This is a genomic window from Vogesella urethralis, from assembly GCF_007644045.2.
GTDB classification, from domain to species: Bacteria; Pseudomonadota; Gammaproteobacteria; order Burkholderiales; family Chromobacteriaceae; genus Vogesella; species Vogesella urethralis.
Genome location: NZ_VMDW02000084.1, coordinates 53,068 through 67,467, shown reverse-complemented (window position 1 = coordinate 67,467; position 14,400 = coordinate 53,068). Strand labels below are relative to the sequence as shown.

General features: G+C 60.9%; 14 protein-coding genes. 6 read left to right on the top strand and 8 right to left on the bottom strand.

Annotation, left to right across the window (positions count from 1 at the left end; all coding sequences use genetic code 11):
* Positions 1-326: 326 nt before the first annotated feature.
* Positions 327-530, bottom strand: a complete 204-nt coding sequence (locus FLQ03_RS08975; protein ID WP_144373585.1) for a helix-turn-helix transcriptional regulator — start codon at positions 528-530, stop codon at positions 327-329.
* Positions 531-981: 451 nt separating this feature from the next.
* Here FLQ03_RS08975 and FLQ03_RS08970 point away from each other — a divergent pair, with 451 nt between their 5' ends.
* Positions 982-1,686 carry a hypothetical protein gene (locus tag FLQ03_RS08970; protein ID WP_144373584.1) on the top strand — a complete coding sequence of 235 codons (705 nt, stop codon included), beginning with the start codon at positions 982-984 and terminating at the stop codon, positions 1,684-1,686.
* Positions 1,687-1,874: 188 nt separating this feature from the next.
* Here the strand turns inward: FLQ03_RS08970 and FLQ03_RS08965 are convergent, their stop codons facing one another.
* Together FLQ03_RS08965 and acnB are read right to left on the bottom strand one after the other, a co-directional pair.
* Positions 1,875-2,177 carry a S24/S26 family peptidase gene (locus tag FLQ03_RS08965; RefSeq protein ID WP_206210916.1) on the bottom strand — a complete coding sequence of 101 codons (303 nt, stop codon included), beginning with the start codon at positions 2,175-2,177 and terminating at the stop codon, positions 1,875-1,877.
* Positions 2,178-2,544: 367 nt separating this feature from the next.
* The gene (gene acnB, locus FLQ03_RS08960) at positions 2,545-5,136 is read right to left on the bottom strand and encodes a bifunctional aconitate hydratase 2/2-methylisocitrate dehydratase (RefSeq protein WP_144373583.1); all 2,592 of its coding nucleotides are present in this window, start codon (positions 5,134-5,136) and stop codon (positions 2,545-2,547) included.
* Positions 5,137-5,314: 178 nt separating this feature from the next.
* Here acnB and gcvA point away from each other — a divergent pair, with 178 nt between their 5' ends.
* Complete coding sequence (gcvA, locus tag FLQ03_RS08955; RefSeq protein ID WP_144373582.1) at positions 5,315-6,235, top strand: transcriptional regulator GcvA; 921 nt, start codon at positions 5,315-5,317, stop codon at positions 6,233-6,235.
* 80 nt (positions 6,236-6,315) lie between these two features.
* Positions 6,316-7,110: a response regulator gene (locus tag FLQ03_RS08950; protein ID WP_144373581.1), complete on the top strand. Its 795-nt coding sequence runs from the start codon at positions 6,316-6,318 to the stop codon at positions 7,108-7,110.
* Positions 7,111-7,183: 73 nt separating this feature from the next.
* On the opposite strand, the gene FLQ03_RS08945 is transcribed toward FLQ03_RS08950, so the two are convergent.
* Complete coding sequence (locus FLQ03_RS08945; RefSeq protein WP_144373580.1) at positions 7,184-8,023, bottom strand: hypothetical protein; 840 nt, start codon at positions 8,021-8,023, stop codon at positions 7,184-7,186.
* A gap of 151 nt (positions 8,024-8,174) precedes the next feature.
* Between FLQ03_RS08945 and FLQ03_RS08940 the strand changes: the two genes are divergently transcribed.
* The 3 genes from FLQ03_RS08940 to FLQ03_RS08930 all read left to right on the top strand — a co-directional run bounded on the left by FLQ03_RS08940 (position 8,175) and on the right by FLQ03_RS08930 (position 11,591).
* Positions 8,175-9,191: an NAD(P)-dependent oxidoreductase gene (locus tag FLQ03_RS08940; protein ID WP_276607765.1), complete on the top strand. Its 1,017-nt coding sequence runs from the start codon at positions 8,175-8,177 to the stop codon at positions 9,189-9,191.
* 4 nt (positions 9,192-9,195) lie between these two features.
* A complete protein-coding gene (locus FLQ03_RS08935) occupies positions 9,196-9,969 on the top strand; it encodes a hydroxypyruvate isomerase family protein (protein ID WP_144373578.1) in 774 nt (257 codons plus the stop codon).
* A 305-nt stretch (positions 9,970-10,274) separates the two neighbouring features.
* Complete coding sequence (locus FLQ03_RS08930; protein WP_144373577.1) at positions 10,275-11,591, top strand: DEAD/DEAH box helicase; 1,317 nt, start codon at positions 10,275-10,277, stop codon at positions 11,589-11,591.
* 109 nt (positions 11,592-11,700) lie between these two features.
* On the opposite strand, the gene FLQ03_RS08925 is transcribed toward FLQ03_RS08930, so the two are convergent.
* The 4 genes from FLQ03_RS08925 to ribH all read right to left on the bottom strand — a co-directional run bounded on the left by FLQ03_RS08925 (position 11,701) and on the right by ribH (position 14,364).
* Positions 11,701-12,198 (bottom strand): phosphatidylglycerophosphatase A family protein, encoded by a 498-nt coding sequence (locus FLQ03_RS08925; RefSeq protein ID WP_144373576.1) that lies wholly within the window; start codon positions 12,196-12,198, stop codon positions 11,701-11,703.
* Positions 12,182-13,123, bottom strand: a complete 942-nt coding sequence (thiL, locus tag FLQ03_RS08920) for a thiamine-phosphate kinase (protein WP_144373575.1) — start codon at positions 13,121-13,123, stop codon at positions 12,182-12,184. The genes FLQ03_RS08925 and thiL overlap by 17 nt, the downstream gene beginning before the upstream one ends.
* Before the next feature lie 282 nt (positions 13,124-13,405).
* Positions 13,406-13,855 (bottom strand): transcription antitermination factor NusB, encoded by a 450-nt coding sequence (nusB, locus tag FLQ03_RS08915; protein ID WP_144373574.1) that lies wholly within the window; start codon positions 13,853-13,855, stop codon positions 13,406-13,408.
* A 41-nt stretch (positions 13,856-13,896) separates the two neighbouring features.
* Positions 13,897-14,364 (bottom strand): 6,7-dimethyl-8-ribityllumazine synthase, encoded by a 468-nt coding sequence (ribH, locus tag FLQ03_RS08910; RefSeq protein WP_144373573.1) that lies wholly within the window; start codon positions 14,362-14,364, stop codon positions 13,897-13,899.
* Positions 14,365-14,400: the final 36 nt, after the last annotated feature.

Below are 14,400 nucleotides of genomic sequence, written 5' to 3'. Positions count from 1 at the left end.
GGCTGTCACCGGTAGAGTACGAGAAGCAGTATTTCCAACGGCTCAAGAGTGTCTAGAGAAGCTGGGGCGATTCAAGGTACTTGGTAGTGGATATCTGTCAGTAGAGTACCTGATAGTACTTATTTTCTAGATATTATTATACCCTACAAAAAATCACAGCTAAAACAGCAAAACCATTTACATTAGATATATACATTCGGAGCAAGGCATAAAGTGGCTCCATCAGCACTACTAAGTTAAATCATCGAGACAGTGAACCAGAAGGCGCTTACGCCTTCTGGTGTTGTGTCTTGGCAAAATATTCTCCGTCCCAGTTTAACGCCACATCAAGAAGAGCGACTCTCCTGAAGCACCTGACCTCCACATCGCCTAGTAAGGATCCAGTTTTCGACGTCAGCTTGCAGCCAACCTGATGCTCGCGCACCCATCTTGATCTGCTTCGGGAAGGTTCCCTCCTTGATGTACTTGTAGATGGTAGAGCGTCCAAGTGTAGTCATCTCGATTACTTGTTTGATGCGAAGGATCTTCATGGTGGTCACCTGTGGGTTAGAACACACCATGGGTGACGCTGTGTAAATTTTTACATGCTCCCCAAGGCCACGACATCGCCCACTGTCACAGTAGTGTTGACTAGAGCACATTCACCATACGTAGCCATGCTACGGTGGTGAGCTACATTTGCAGGTAGCCAGGAGTTTGTGGTAACTAGTAGGTAACTATAAAAATGAAAACCAATTTGCATGAACCGAAATTTTTTGATTTTATATTATATTTAAATTGATAATTTTAAACATGCCCATGTCATTAAAAATTCCGAAGGGTCAAGAAGACCGGTTCTATCGTGCTCTACGTGTAGCGTTACTCTCTAGAGAGCACATTCCAGTTCCACGGGGTCCCATCTCTAACGAGGAACTCCATGCCTACCTCGATGATCGGCTAAAAAATGACGATGACACAATTAGGGATTGTGTCATCGTCATTATGGAAAATATCAACTCTGGTCAAAACATAAACTTTGAGTGGATAGAGAATGATGATTTCAGACAAAAAGACTTTGCCATTCAAAGCTTGACTAGATTTTTTCGCTCAAAAAAAATGGGATTTCTTCGTAACATAGGAGAAAGAAATATTCAAAAGGTCATAACAGCCAACCTTGACAATCTTCCTTTAGATACGACCGATAAAATTTTTATTGGCATTCACACGAAAAAACTATGGGAGCGAGTTAATATATTCGAGAGGGCATTTTACAAATGGCTAAAGGAAAGAAGAACCGGTGGAAAAATTCCAAAATTTGAATATTCAGTTCGATACGTAAATAGAACATACCCACAATTCAGGATAAGAAGCTTTGAAAGCAACGACGAAGGAATTGAAAAATTTGCCCAGGCAATTTTTAGGATACACTTAATTACCGAAGATTTATTTGGCGATATTAAAACATCTTATTCAGGCACTAGTAAAAGGAAAAAATCAACACAAAAATCACCACAATTAAACGTACAAGTTTCTCACAAAACAAAAGAACAATTGGATAAATTCCTAGAAAATAAAAAAGAAACAGGTGATAAAGAAACACAAAATTCATTTGTTGAGCGAGCGATAATCACCCTCATGCGACAAGAAGAAGGAAAAATTCACTATCGCTTACCTAGGTTTTTTGGCATTACCTCTGCAAAACGTTAAGCAGTCATGATTTGTAAATCAAGACGGAATTTATGTTCACAGCAGATATAAAACGACAGCCTTAAAAACCAAGAGAAAACAAAGTCATAGTCAAAAAAACTGCTAGATGCAGAGCTTGATCACATCGAAGATCTCCAGCTCATGACCATCGTGCGGCTCGGTGGGTTGGTAATAGAGGTTTTCCGGGATCAGAGCAACGTAGGTGCAGCGCCGACAGCCGTGACGATGAACTCCCCCTTATAGATGGCCAACACGATCATGCCGAGCTTCGGGGTGATGCTGCGATCTAGAGTGTCGCTGCATGGTAACGCTCCAAGCTCATGCTGTAACCGCGCACTCGTACCATGAAGGTCGCAAAGCAACGCCACCAGGTCGAGCCTGGCTTCCAGATAGTCGTCGGCCGGCGACGGAAAACCGGCCGGCACGCGGCTACAGAACAGGGGCAGCAACAGCTGCGGCCTGCTGGCGGCCTGGTACGGAATGGGGATCATGGCGGCACTCCTTGCTGAGGATTTGATTATGTACAAATTCAAATCGATAGCCAAGGGGTGAAGGTGGGGGTATCGAAGGGGCCGCGAGATGGGCAAAAGAGAGATGAACCGCTACGGTGAACAACAAGACATCGAGGTTGGCCGCAGGGCAAATTTAGCCAGCAACGAATCAGAAGACTGACCATGCTTCAGCTCTTGCACCGCTAAAGCCAGGCACTACTGTTTGATGTAGGCATTTACGCAACACCCGATAAACCGGGCATTTAGGGCTGGGGTATCAAAAAAAATTGGGGGTATCGGTGGGGGTATCGTTGCCGAAACCCCTACCAAACCCCCAAGATGTCAAATAAGTAAGATGCTGATTTTATTAGGCCTTAACGGTGTCAGCTACGTCCTGATAGTCTTTGATCTGGTCAAAGTTCATGTAGCGGTACACCTCGGCGCCCTTCTCGTTGATGATGCCGATGTTGGCCTGGTATTCCTCTACGGTCGGGATCTTGCCCAGTTTGGAGCAAATGGCGGCCAGTTCGGCGGAGCCCAAGAACACGTTGGTGTTCTTGCCCAGACGGTTCGGGAAGTTACGGGTGGAGGTGGACATCACGGTGGCGCCTTCGCGTACCTGGGCCTGGTTACCCATACACAGGCTGCAACCCGGCATTTCGGTGCGGGCACCGGCCATGCCGAATACGCCGTAGTGGCCTTCGTTGGTCAGCTGTTCGGCGTCCATCTTGGTCGGCGGGGCCAGCCACAGTTTTACCGGCAGGTCGCGCTTGCCTTCCAGCAGCTTGGAGGCGGCACGGAAGTGACCGATGTTGGTCATGCAGGAACCGATGAACACTTCGTCGATCTGGGTGCCGGCCACTTCGGACATGAACTTCACGTCGTCCGGGTCGTTCGGGCAGGCCACGATCGGCTCTTTCACGTCGGCCAGGTCAATTTCGATCACGGCGGCGTATTCGGCATCGACGTCCGGCTGCAGCAGTTCGCCGTTGGCGATCCACTCTTCCATCTTCTTGATGCGACGTTCCAGGGTGCGGGCATCCTGGTAGCCGTTGGCGATCATGTACTTCATCAGCGTGATGTTGGAGTTCATGTACTCCACGATCGGGGCCTTGTTCAGGCGCACGGTACAACCGGCGGCGGAACGTTCGGCCGACGCGTCAGACAGCTCGAAGGCTTGCTCCACTTTCAGGTCCGGCAGGCCTTCGATTTCCAGTACGCGGCCGGAGAAGATGTTCTTCTTGCCGGCTTTGGCCACGGTCAGCAGGCCTTGCTTGATGGCGTACAGCGGAATGGCGTTCACCAGGTCACGCAGGGTGACGCCCGGCTGCAGTTCGCCCTTGAAGCGCACCAGTACCGATTCCGGCATGTCCAGCGGCATCACGCCGGTGGCGGCGGCAAAGGCGACCAGGCCAGAGCCGGCCGGGAACGAGATGCCGATCGGGAAGCGGGTGTGGGAGTCACCACCGGTACCCACGGTATCCGGCAGCAGCAGGCGGTTCAGCCAGCTGTGGATCACGCCGTCGCCCGGGCGCAGCGCAACACCACCACGGGTGGAGATGAAGGCCGGCAGTTCTTTGTGCATCTTCACGTCTACCGGTTTCGGGTAGGCGGCGGTGTGGCAGAACGACTGCATGACCAGGTCGGCAGAGAAGCCCAGGCAAGCCAGGTCTTTCAGTTCGTCGCGGGTCATCGGGCCAGTGGTGTCTTGCGAACCCACGGTGGTCATGCGCGGCTCGCAGTAGGTACCCGGGCGGATGCCCTGGCCTTCCGGCAGGCCACAGGCGCGGCCAACCATTTTCTGTGCCAGCGAGAAGCCTTTGCCGCTGTCTACCGGGTTTTTCGGCAGGCGGAATTCGGTGGAAGCCGGCAGGCCCAGGGCTTCACGCGCCTTGGCGGTGAGGCTGCGGCCGATGATCAGGTTGATACGGCCACCGGCGCGCACTTCGTCCAGCAGCACGTCGGATTTCAGGCTGAATTTTTCTACCAGTTGGCCGTCTTTTTCGATCTTGCCTTCGTACGGGTAGATGTCGATTACGTCGCCCATTTCCAGCTTGGACACGTCCACTTCGATCGGCAGCGAGCCGGAGTCTTCCTGGGTGTTGAAGAAGATCGGGGCGATCTTGCCACCCAGGGTCACGCCGCCAAAGCGCTTGTTCGGTACGAACGGGATGTCCTGGCCGGTGGCCCACACTACCGAGTTGGTAGCAGATTTACGCGAAGAACCGGTACCCACTACGTCGCCAACGTAGGCCACCAGGTTGCCTTTTTTCTTCAGGTCTTCGATGAACTGCATCGGGCCGCGCTTGCCGTCTTCTTCCGGCTTGAAGGCCGCGTCGGGGCGGGTGTTCTTCAGCATGGCCAGGTAGTGCAGCGGGATGTCCGGGCGGCTCCAGGCGTCCGGTGCCGGCGACAAGTCGTCGGTGTTGGTTTCGCCCGGTACCTTGAACACGGTCACGGTGATTTTCTGGGCTACTTCCGGGCGGCTGGTGAACCATTCGGCGTCGGCCCAGCTTTGCAGCACAGCCTTGGCGTTGGCGTTGCCCTTGTCGGCCAGCTCTTTCACGTCGTTGAAGTAATCGAAAACCAGCAGGGTTTTCTTCAGGCCTTCGGCAGCAATGGCGCCGACTTTGTCGTCGCCCAGCAGGTCGATCAGCGGCTTCACGTTGTAGCCGCCCAGCATGGTGCCCAGCAGTTGGGTAGCCAGCTCGCGCGATACCAGCGGGGAAGCCACGTCGCCTTCGGCCACAGCAGCCAGAAACGACGCTTTTACCTTGGCAGCGTCATCCACGCCCGGCGGTACGCGGTGGGTAATCAGCTCGACCAGGGTCTGCTCTTCGCCAGCCGGCGGGTTTTTCAGCAGTTCTACCAGTTGTTCTACCTGTTTGGCAGTCAGAGGCAGCGGCGGGATGCCCAGCGCAGCGCGCTCGGCAACGTGTTGGCGGTAAGCTTCTAGCATGGCACGGGACCTTTTTGCTTGGGTTGGTTGCAATCAGTCTGCCGGCAGCGGGTGCGTCCTGCCGGCAGCCACACGGCGCGGTGTGACCGCTCCGGTAATAACAGCCACAGATTACGCCGTTGTTGCCGCAATCACAAACGAGTAATCGAAACATAGATTGTGAGATAAAATCACAGCCATGAATACCTACCCTCCCCTCAACGGCTTGCGCATTTTTGAAGCTGCGGCAAGGCTGGAAAGCTTCTCATCTGCGGCCAACGAGCTGCACGTGACGCACGGCGCTGTGAGCAAGCAGATCAAGCAGCTGGAAGAATGGCTGGGCGTGCAGCTGTTTGAACGTAGCGGCGGCCGCGTCAAGCTCACCGACACCGGCTGGCGCTATCTGGTGCAGGTGCAGGACGGCCTGGACCTGATCGCCAACGCCACCAGCCAGCTGTTGCAGCCCGACCGCCAGCGCCGACTATCGATCAACTCTACGCCCACCTTTGCGCTGTTCTGGCTGCTGCCCAGGTTGGCCGCCTTCCGCCAGCGCTGGCCGGATATCGACCTGCACCTGGTCACATCCGACCGCGACATCAGCCGGCTGGACACGCCGTTCGATATCGCCATCCGCCGCGGCCCCGGCGACTGGCCCGGCCATATCGCCAAGCCGTTTCTGGAAGAGTGGGAGCTGCCGCTGTGCAGCCCGGCGCTACTGGCCAGCCAGCCCATCCGCAACCCGGCCGACCTGTCGCAGCACACGCTGCTGTACGCCGACACGCGGCCAACGCAGTGGCAACGCTGGTTCACGCTGGCCGGCGTGCCGGAGCTGAAACCGGCCAGCCGGCTGCACTTCGACCGCTTTTCACTGGCGCTGCAGGCGGCCATGGACGGCCTGGGCGTGGTGCTGGGGCCGCTGCCGATGGCGCAGCAAGCGTTGGACAGCGGCAAGCTGGTGGCGCCGCTGCTGCAGCCCGTGGTGCCAGTGCGCGACTATTGCTGGATCGCGCCGCGCGCCGCCGCCGGCGACGTGGCCATCCAGGCTTTTTGCCAGTGGCTGGACGAGACTGCGGCAAACGAACAACGCCAAGCCGGCAAAATCGGCAAGCAAGACTTATAGAAACGGCGTTTTATCGTTCGGGGTTAGACCAAAAGCCGCGCAGTGACTATGCTTGCAGGAAAGCAAAACAGGAAAACAGCATGTTTGATCTGCAAAACCTGATGGTCTGCCTGATCGAGCCGTCCCGAACGCAGCGCCATATCATCCAGCACCACCTGCGCGAGATGGGCATTGAAAACATCGACCTGCTGGAAAGTGGCGCCCAAGGGCTGGAACGCATGCGCGAGCTGCCGCGCCCGGATATCACCATCAGTGCCATGTACCTGCCGGACATGACCGGCGCCGAGCTGGTGATGGCCATGCGCGCCGACGGCGAAATCCGCGACATGCCCTATGTACTGATTTCCAGCGAAACCCGCGCCCAGCAGCTGGACGCCATCCGCCAGGCCGGCGCGCTGGCCATCCTGCCCAAGCCGTTTACCACCCGCCAGCTGGACCGTGCGCTGTGCTCGGCGCTGGACTACCTGAACACCGAAGAAACCCGCGCCGAACTGGAGCACTACGACCTGGACACCAAGCGCATCCTGCTGGTGGACGACAGCAGCACCTCGCGCCACTACCTGCGCACGGTGCTGGAACGTATGGGTTTCATGTACGTGGATGAGGCGGCCAACGGCATGTCGGCCATTCCGCTACTGCAAGAAACGCAGTACGACCTGATCATCACCGACTACAACATGCCGGAAATGGACGGCAGAGCACTGATCGAATACGTGCGCACACTCAGCCCGCAAATGTCGGTACCCATCCTGATGGTGTCCGGCGAGCAGGACGAAACCCGGCTGGCGGCGGTGGAAGAAGCCGGCGTATCGGCCATCTGTGACAAGCCGTTCGAGATGAGCACGCTGCGCAGCCTGATCGTGCAGTTCCTGTAAGTCACAGCCCGCGCTGAGCCGCATGAAAAAACCGCAGCCCTGGCTGCGGTTTTTTTGCACCTGCGGCCAACCTTTAGCCATTGGCGCGCGGCGGCACCCATACCAGCCTGTCACCGTCTTTGCTGGCTTGCGTCCGCCAGTAACCCGCGCGTACGCCCTCTGCCGGCAGCGGTGCCAGGCCCGGCAACTGCAGCAGCTGCACTTCCTGCGCACCGGCCTTCAGCAGGCTGGCACGCGCTTTCTGGCGGTCGCGGGCATTGCCGCTATCCAGCCACTGCTGTTCGGCAGGCGTTGGCGCCGGCAGCCAATGCGCCGCCTGCTGCACCTTGGGCAGGGCCAACACCGCCAGCACGGCAAACACACCTTCCAGCCACGGCTTCCAGCTGGCCAGTGCCGGCGAATCGGGCACGCTGACGCTATCCGGATAATGCACGCCCAGCGTCAGCGCCGCTTCCATGCGCTGGTGGCACGGCACGCCAGCCGGCGCGAAGTCCGGCGTCAGCAGCAGGATGTCCAGGCGCTTGTCGGCCGCACGGTGCGTCACGTAGGCGGCAGCGTCGCCCTGCTCGCCCGGCAGGCTCAGCAGAAAGGTGCCTTCCGGCAGCGCCAGCTGCGCCGGCAACGCCGCCAGCGGGCGGGTATGGCGCAAGGCGGCGGCCAGCGCGGCGTCGCAGCCGTAGACGCGGCGACCGTCACGCACGAACAGGCCGTAGGCTTCGGCCAGCACGAACTCGGTTTCACGCTGGGTATCGTTGATGCTGTACAGGCTGGCCAGTTGGGCCAGCTCGCGTTGAACCAGCTGGGCCGCCTGGGTGCAGGCATCTTCCTGCTGGCGCGCCTGGGCAAACAGCTGGGCGACGCGCTTGGCCCACGGGCGCGATGCCTGGTAACGGGCGCTGTGCAAATCGTTCACCCCGATCTCCCTTTGCAAAAAAGGCGCGATTGTACCGCAAAGCGCCACCACGCTTCACCGCCCTGGCCATTCATGCAATCCGCATTGTCAGGACGCCGGGCAACGGGTAAGCTGGCATACGTAGCGGTTGCCACCGCGCCGCTACGCAAGCGTGAGTGCCCGCCGGCCGCTGCCGGCAGCCTTCCCTTGTTGCAATGAGTCCTTGTCGGGGCTGGCCGCGCGCCAGCCCGTTTTTTTTGCTGCGCAAGCGAAAGGCACTGCGCTAGCATCAAGGCAACTTCATGCACGGAAAACGCACATGACCCCGCGTATCGGATTCATCGGTCTGGGCCTGATGGGCCAACCGCTGTGCCGCCGCCTGTTGGCGGCCGGCTACCCGCTTACCGTCTGGAACCGCAGCCCGGACAAAACCGCCGCACTGGCCGGCGCCGTGGCGGCAGACTGCATCGCCACCCTGGTGCAGCGCAGCGACATCATCATGCTGTGCGTAGCCGACACCGCTGCCGTTGGCGAGGTGGTATTCGGCGCCGGCGGCATTGCCGCCCACGGCCACGCCGGCCAGTTACTGGTGGACTTTTCCAGCATCGCCCCCGACGCCACCCGCCGCTACGCTGCCGAGTTGGCCGCAGGCTGCGGCATGCGCTGGGTGGACGCGCCGGTTTCCGGTGGCGTCAAAGGCGCCGAAAGCGGCCAGCTGGTGATCATGGCTGGCGGCGACGCGCACGATATCGACCGCCTGCGCCCGTTACTGGCCCACCTCAGCCAGCGCGTCACCCGCATGGGCGACTGCGGCGCCGGCCAGGTCACCAAAGTGTGCAACCAGCTGATCGTGGCCAGCACCGCGGCGCTGATTGCCGAAACCGTGCAGCTGGCCGAAGCCGCAGGGGTAGACGCCAGCCTGCTGGCGCCGGCACTGGCCGGCGGCTTTGCCGATTCGCTGCCGTTCCAGATTCTGGCCCCGCGCATGGCCGACCGCCAATTCGAGCCGGTGCAATGGAAAGCCGCCACCCTGCTGAAAGACCTGAATAACGCCACCGCGCTGGGCACCGCACTGCAACGGCCATTGCCGATGGCCAGCCAGGCGCAGCAGCAACTGCACGCCCATTGCCAGGCCGGCCACGCGCAGGCCGACCTCAGCAGCCTAATCCTGCATTACCAGCCGGAGTAAACCCATGCCACGCTTTGCGGCCAACCTGTCACTGCTGTTCAACGAAGTACCGCTGCCGGAACGCTTTGCCCGTGCCGCCGACGCCGGTTTCCAGGCGGTAGAGATCCAGTTCCCTTACGACTACCCGGCCGAGCAGCTGGCCGACGCCGCACGCAGCGCCGGCACGCAGGTGCTGCTGATCAACGTGGCAGCCGGCGACCTGATGACGGGCGGCCCTGGCCTGGCCTGCCACCCGGCGCGGCAAGCCGAATTTGCCGCCGCGCTGCCGCCCGCGCTGCACTACGCCCGCACGCTGGGCGTCACGCTGCTGAACGTCCTGCCCGGCCGCCTGGCCGACGGCTACAGCCGGGCGGCGTGCGAAGCCACCCTGGCGGCCAACCTGCTGCGCGCCGCCGATTTCTTCGCCGGCACCGGCATCCGGCTGTGCTGCGAAGCCATCAACGACCTGGACATGCCGGGCTTCCTGCTGCGCACGCCGGACGAGGTAGCCGCGTTGCTGGCACGGGTGCCTGCGGCAGATATTGCACTGCAAATCGACCTTTACCACGCCGCACGCATGAATCTGTCAATTCCGGCCATGCTGGCACGCCACCTGCCGCGTACCGCCCACATCCAGTTTGCCGACTGCCCCGGCCGTGGCGCGCCCGGCAGCGGCGCGTTGCCACTGGCGGAATATTTTGATTTTATTGAAAAAAGCGGCTATACCGGCTGGCTAGCGGCCGAATACAAGCCCGGCGCCGACACCGCCACCACGCTGGGCTGGCTAAGCGGCAGCTGATGGCTTTTTTTTGCATACAATCAGCCTGCCCAGTGAAAAATCAGCGACTTGCGCAGGCTGAGCTGTAAAAACCCTTGCGCAAACGAATTATTTTCAATAGAATGCGCCCTTCACGAAATTGCCCGGGGTAATACCCGCGTCCCGGGCCTCTACGATCTCATCGCATCTGACCCTATTTGGCTTCGTTTCCGCCATGTCCTTTCTGTTCAGGACCCGCTGTTCGCCGCTCGTCAGGTTGGTTCGATGACCTGTAACCCCAAGCGGGCTCACAACCGGCGCATCACGCCGGACTGAAAGGACAATTCATGCAGAAGTTCTCCGACCTGGGGCTGGCCCCCGCTATTGCCAAAGCACTGGAAAAAGCCGGCTACGACACGCCGACCCCGGTACAAGGCGAAGCCGTGCCTGCCGCCATCGCTGGTCGCGACCTGCTCGTATCCGCCCAAACCGGTAGCGGCAAAACCGCTGCCTTCCTGCTGCCGGCCCTGACCCGCGTCAGCGAACGCTCCAAAGGCGCCGGCAACGGCCCGCGCGTTCTGGTACTGACCCCGACCCGCGAACTGGCCCAGCAGGTAGAAAAGAACGCCCAGATCTACGGTGAAGAGCTGCGCTGGCTGCGTACCGTCACCCTGGTAGGTGGCGCATCCTTCGGCTTCCAGACCCGCGCCCTGTCGCGCCCGGTAGACATCATCGTGGCCACCCCGGGCCGCCTGATGGACCACATGCGCTCCGGCCGTATCGATTTCTCGCGCCTGGAAATGCTGATCCTGGACGAAGCCGACCGCATGCTGGACATGGGCTTCATCGAAGACATCGAAACCATCGTGGCCGCCACCCCGAGCGAGCGCCAGACCCTGCTGTTCTCCGCCACGCTGGACGGTATCGTCGGCAAGATGGCCGAACGCATGACCCGCGACCCGCAGCGCATCGAGATCGAGCGCAAGGAAGAAAGCGGCAACATCGAAGAGCATCTGCTGTACGCAGATGACAACAACCACAAGAACCGTCTGCTGGACGCCATCCTGAAAGAAGCCGACTTCGACCAGGCCGTGGTGTTCTCCGGCACCAAGATCGGTTCCGAAGAAATCGCCGACAAGCTGTCCGACATGGGCTACAGCGCGGCTTGCCTGCACGGCGACATGCCGCAAAGCTGGCGTAACCGCACGCTGAACGACCTGCGTCGTGGCCGCATCAAGATTCTGGTAGCAACCGACGTGGCCGCACGCGGCATCGACGTACCGGGCATTGGCCTGGTAGTGAACTACGATCTGCCGAAACAAGCCGAAGACTACGTACACCGCATTGGCCGTACCGGTCGTGCCGGCCGTAGCGGCGTGGCGATCACCATCGCCGAATCGCGCGAATTCCACCGCGTACGTCGTATCGAGCAATACCTGAAGCGCCAGCTGGCTGAAGCCGTCATCCAGGGCCTGGAACCGACCCGTCGCCCGCCGAAAGGCCGTCCGGCCGGCAAAGGCGGCCCGCGTCGCGGTAACGGTGGTGGCTACGGCGACCGCAAACCGGGCGGTGGCTACGGTGGCAACCGTGGCGGCTACGGCGATCGCCGCAGCAACGGCCCGCGCAACGGCGGCAGCAGCGACCGTCGCCCGCGCAGCGAGTAAGCCTGCTAGCGCAGCAAATAAAAACCCGGCTCCGGCCGGGTTTTTTTACGTGTTGGCGACACAACAAGGGCGGCCACGCGTGGCCGCCTTTGCGCCTTACACCCCGCCATCAAGCCGACAAATACGGCAGCACCGGCTGCAGCACAATCACGGCAAACAGCGCCGCCACCACATCGTCCAGCATCACGCCGAAGCCGCCGTGCACGCGGGCGTCCAGCCAGCGTATCGGCCACGGCTTGACGATGTCGAACACACGGAACGCCAGCAGCGCGGCCAACCACGCCAGCGGCGTCGCCGGCACCGCCGCCAGCACCAGCAGCATGGCCACGATTTCGTCCCACACGATATGGCCGCTATCGGCCACACCCAACGCGCGGCCGGTAACGTCGCACACCCACACCCCCAGCACAAACAGCGGCAACGCCAGCCAAGCCAGCATCACACCGTGCACGCCAGCCAGCTGCAAACCCGCCGCCAGCGGCAAGGCGGCAATGCTGCCCCAGGTACCCGGCGCCGGGGTAATCAAGCCGCTGCCAAAACCCAGCGCCAGAAAGTGTGCCGGGTGGCGCAGCAAAAAGCGCACGTCCGGCTTAGGCAAAGTGGTCATAACCCAACCTTTCCAGCGTGATGGCCTGGCCGCCGGCATCCAGCAGCCGCAAACCGCTACCGGCCACAATGCGGCCAACCTTGCTCACCGCCACCCCCACCGCGGCAGCAGCCGCCTCTACCGCCGCCGCTTGCGCCGGCGCGGCGGTAAAGCACAGCTCGTAATCGTCCCCCCCGGCGGCAATGGCCGGCAGCCAGCGCGTGCGTTCGGCCGCCAGCTGCGGGTGCGTCGGCAAGGCCGCCGCCCACACCTCGGCGCCGACGCCGGAGCGCGCCAGGATATGCGACAAGTCGGCCGCAAAGCCATCGGACACGTCCAGCGCCGCGTGCGCCACACCCAGCAAGGCACGGCCCAGCGCCACCCGCGGCTGCGGGCGCTCCAGTTTGCGTAGGCAATCGGCAGGCAATGCCAAACCGGCACCCGACAAACGCTGCTGCAGCGCTGCCGCCGCCAGGCCCAGCTGGCCGGACACCCAGATATCGTCGCCCGGTTGCGCCGCGTCGCGGCGCAAGGCCTGGCCGTGCGGCGTTTCGCCAAAGATGGTCACCGATAGCGTCAGCGGGCCACGGGTGGTATCGCCCCCCACTACGCTAACGCCGTGCTCGGCCGCCAGGCCAAAGAAGCCGCGCGCAAACGCGGCCGCCCAGTCGGCATCCAGCACCGGCAACGCCAGCGCCAGCGTTACCCAGCGCGGCGTGGCGCCCATCGCCGCCATATCGGACAGATTCACCGCCAGCGCCTTGTGCCCCAGCGCTTCGGGGCAGACATCGGCAAAGAAATGGCAGTTTTCCACCAGCATGTCGGTGGACACGTGCAGGTCACAACCCGGGGTTGGCCGCACGATGGCCGCATCGTCCCCCACGCCCAACACCGCATTGGGTGCGGCGCGGGTAAAATGCTGCCGGATCAAATCGAATTCGGTCATGCCGTCATCACCACACTGGGCCGCAAGCCTGCTTGCGGCCAACCTTGAACAACCTTGCCCCGCCCTCACCCGAACAACACCGTAGCCCGGATAAGCCGCAGGCGCATCCGGGGAAACAGCAAGCCACTGCCGCATCCGGCGGAACAAACCCACACCCGGACAAGACCGTAGCCCGGATAAGCCGCAGGCGCAGCCGGGGGAACCCCAAGCCACACACGAGCAAGGCAATAAAAAAGCCCGGCTGAACCGGGCTCTGGCAACACAGCCCGCAGGCTGCGCGAATCAGTCCGCCTGGCGGCGGCTGCGGATGGCCTGGACTTCTTCCTGGCGCACGTCGGCCGCCAGCTTGTCCAGCACGCCGTTGACGAACTTGTGACCGTCGGTGCCGCCGAAAGTCTTGGCGATCTCGATGGCTTCGTTGATGATCACCGGGCACGGCGTCTGCGGGTGCGATACCAGCTCGAAAGCCGCCATCAGCATCACCGAACGCTCTACCGGGCTCACTTCGCTGGCGTCGCGCTCGTAGTACGGCACCAGGTATTTGGACAGCTCGGCGTGGTCGCGCAGGACACCGTACAGGATCTCTCGGAACAGCGCTTCGTCAGCCTTGGCGAAGTAATCGTTTTCACGCAGGTGCTTTTCGATCAGCGATGCCGGGCGGTCGGCATTCAGCTGCCACTCGTAGATGCCTTGAACGGCATACTCGCGGGCGCGGCGGCGGGCAGTTTTCATTTACAGCTTCCTTGTAACTAAAGAACGTACGCGGCTTGCAATCAGCCGCGCAGGGCCTTGTGCAGATTCGCCATCTCCACGGCCACCTGGGCGGCTTCGCGGCCCTTCACCGACATGCGCACTTCGGCTTGCTCGTCGGTTTCGGTGGTGAGGATGGCGTTGGCAATCGGAATGCCGGCATCCAGGCCAACGCGGGTGATGCCCGCGCCGGATTCGTTGGATACTAGCTCGAAGTGATAGGTCTCGCCGCGGATCACCGCGCCCAGCGCGATCAGCGCGTCAAAGCGGCCGGTTTTTGCCATGGTTTGCAGCACCAGCGGGGCCTCCAGCGCGCCCGGCACGGTAGCCAGGGTCACGTCGGCAGGGGCCACGCCCAGCGCTTGCAGCTCGGCCAGGCAGGCATCGCGCAGACCGTGGCAAACCAGTTCGTTGAAGCGGCACATAACGACGCCGATCTTCATCCCCTTGCCGGAGAGGTCGGGAGCGATACGGTTTACTTGGTCCAGCATGCGGTTCTCCTTGCGGCGACAGCCAAATCGGTAAAG